At 65.5% G+C, this 2,465-nt stretch carries 3 protein-coding genes; 1 reads left to right on the top strand and 2 read right to left on the bottom strand.

Features of this window, described 5'->3' with window-relative positions; all coding sequences use genetic code 11:
* Window positions 1–23: 23 nt before the first annotated feature.
* Together EN879_RS31950 and EN879_RS31945 are read right to left on the bottom strand one after the other, a co-directional pair.
* A complete protein-coding gene (locus tag EN879_RS31950; protein WP_063169098.1) occupies window positions 24–947 on the bottom strand; it encodes a sugar kinase in 924 nt (307 codons plus the stop codon).
* Between the two features lie 7 nt (window positions 948–954).
* A complete protein-coding gene (locus EN879_RS31945; RefSeq protein ID WP_063169097.1) occupies window positions 955–1,953 on the bottom strand; it encodes a DUF2125 domain-containing protein in 999 nt (332 codons plus the stop codon).
* Between the two features lie 142 nt (window positions 1,954–2,095).
* Between EN879_RS31945 and EN879_RS31940 the strand changes: the two genes are divergently transcribed.
* The coding region (locus EN879_RS31940) for a gamma-glutamylcyclotransferase (protein WP_127274522.1) at window positions 2,096–2,465 on the top strand (370 nt) is incomplete at its 3' end.

Here is a 2,465-nt window from a genome sequence, read left to right as displayed (position 1 = left end):
CCCCGCGAAGGGCTAGGTCTGTCTCAGGCAGGCCAGGTCTGCGCAACCATGGCCAGCGTCTCGGCTCGGTTCGGCGCGCCAAGCCTGCCGCCGAAGCGCAGGCATTTGAGCGCCGCGGCCGCACTGGCAAACCGCAAAGCCTGCTCGACCGGCATGGCTTCCGCCAGCCCGACGGCGAAGGCGCCGTGAAAGACATCGCCGGCGGCGAGCGTGTCGACCGCCTTGATTTTCGGCGCCGCGACATGGCGCACGCAGCCAGCGCGACGGTCGTGCCACCAACTGCCCGCCGCGCCGCCTGTCACTGCGACAAAAGCGTCGCTGCGGCTGGCGAGATCGGCGCAAGCCGTTTTCGGATCGAGCGCCTGGCCGCAGACGATGCGCGCTGCCGGCTCCGAAGCGATGATGTGCGTAGCGAGCGGCAACAACTGCTCAAGGACCTCCAGCGGCGCGGTGTCGGCATCGAGGATCGCCGGACGGCCGATGGCGCGCGCCGCCTTCAGGGCGAGTGCCGCCGCACCCGGCCAGCGGACATCGACCAGAACGGCATCGAATGCCATGAGGTCGGCGACCGGCAGGACGTCGGGATCGGCCTGGGCAAGCCTGTCATAGAACGGCACGATGATGCGCTCGCCATGCGCGTCGACCAGGATGGAGGCCAGCGCCGAGCGGGCACCTCTGACGCGCCGCACGAAGGTGCAATCGACGCCTTCGGCCTCTATGCCGGCGATGAGCTGGTCGGCGACGGCATCGTCGCCGGCACTCGCCCACAGCGATACTTCGGCGCCCAGGCGATGGGCAGCGCAGGCGGCGCTGGTGGCCATGCCCGAGGCGATCTGGACGCCGTCGGAGGCCATGAACTTGCCCTGATGCATGGGCAGCGTCTCGACGTGCAGGATGGTGTCCAGCGTCAAAGCGCCAACGCTCAGCAGCTTCACGGGTTTTGCCATGGCTGAGCTATTCGACCGGCTTGATCTTGCCCAGCGGAATGAAGCCGAGCGAGGCCTTGCCCCTGACCACCTTCAGCGGCATGGACGGTTCGTTGCCGAGCACCGCCAGGGCAGAAAAACCCTGCTCGATCTGGCTTTTCTGCTCGGGTATGGCGGTGCCGAGGATGGCCGCCACCGCCTTCGGGTCCTTCAACCTGATCATCAGGTCGGCGTTGACCAGGCCCTCGGCATCGACCGAGAGCGGTCCCGAAACGGTGATGCGCGCCGTCCCCGACGACAGATCAAGGTTGCGGATTTCGATCGCCTGGCCACGAAGGCTCTTCACCCGCGTGCCGATCAGTGCGACGCCGTTCTTCAATGTCACGTCGCCGCTGGCATCGAGCGCCGGAAGCACGCGCCCGCCAAGTGCGTCGGGGTCGACCTCGAGATCGCCGAAACTGCCGAGATAGTCGATATCCTCGCCGTTGGGCTGCAACTGACCTGATGCCTTGCCGGCACTGAACAGTTGCACCGGATCGGTATCGTCGGCCGGATCGGTCTGGCCGGAAAGGCCCTCTGCCTCCAGCGAAATCCGCCGCGGCAGCGGCCACCACAATTTGAAATTGGCCTGCAGATTGTCCCAGTCGATCCACAGCGGCACCATGTCCGGCACGGAGGTCCTGAGCGGGCCGCGCAGATTGGCAACCGGCGACAGAGGCTGGATGATCTGGGCGGCTGCGTTGAAACTGCCGGCTGAGGCCGCAATGTTCTTGGCATCGTCCTCATAGGCGAGGTTGTCGCAGGAGACGGTAAAGCTCAAGGGATAGCCGCTGACCTGGAGATTGGCGCAGCCGGCCTCGACGCCATTCTTGTTGAGCGTGGCAACCGCCTTGTCGGCCTCGCTCCTGACGCGGTCAGCCAGATAGAACCAGCCGCCGCTGTAGAGGGCGAACAGCACGACGATGAATGCTGCAAGCCAGATCAGGCGGCGACGTTTGTTCGGCTGGCGTTCGTCACTTGACGTCATGCTTTGGCTCTCGTTAACGCATGGGTATTGCGGACGGGTAGTCGATTCCGCCAGGTGGACAGACGAATAGTTAGACGGGACGGGCGGAAAAAACACCGGTCCGGGTGCGGTGTTGGCATCTTTTGCAATCAGGCGCGGCGATATGGGCGATTTTTGGGTGTTTGGCTATGGCTCGCTGATCTGGCGGCCGGGATTCGCGCATGTCGAAACACAGCGTGCCCGCCTGCATGGCTACCGGCGCTCGCTCTGCGTCTATTCCTTCGTGCATCGCGGCACGCGCGAGCGGCCGGGGCTGGTGCTCGGCCTCGATCGTGGCGGGTCCTGCGTCGGCCTCGCATTCCGCGTCCCCGGCGACTTGCGCGACGAGGTTATGGCCTATCTGCGCGAGCGCGAGCTGGTCACCAATGTCTATCTGGAGCGTCTGCTCAAGGTTCGCCTCGACGGCGGCGGTACGGTCGACGCGGTGGTTTACATTGTCGACCGTACCGCCGCCGTCGAGGCGAACCTTGAGC

It is taken from the genome of Mesorhizobium sp. M7A.F.Ca.AU.002.02.1.1 (assembly GCF_003998535.1).
Classification (GTDB): Bacteria; Pseudomonadota; Alphaproteobacteria; order Rhizobiales; family Rhizobiaceae; genus Mesorhizobium; species Mesorhizobium ciceri.
The sequence above is the reverse complement of the archived record's forward strand: the minus strand, read 5'-3'. Positions and strand labels throughout refer to the sequence as shown.

Bases quoted from the DNA above. Each gene is read 5' to 3' on its own strand.
- EN879_RS31945 (WP_063169097.1), bottom strand. From the start codon at position 1,953: ATGACGTCAAGTGACGAACGCCAGCCGAACAAACGTCGCCGCCTGATC.
- EN879_RS31950 (WP_063169098.1), bottom strand. From the start codon at position 947: ATGGCAAAACCCGTGAAGCTGCTGAGCGTTGGCGCTTTGACGCTGGAC.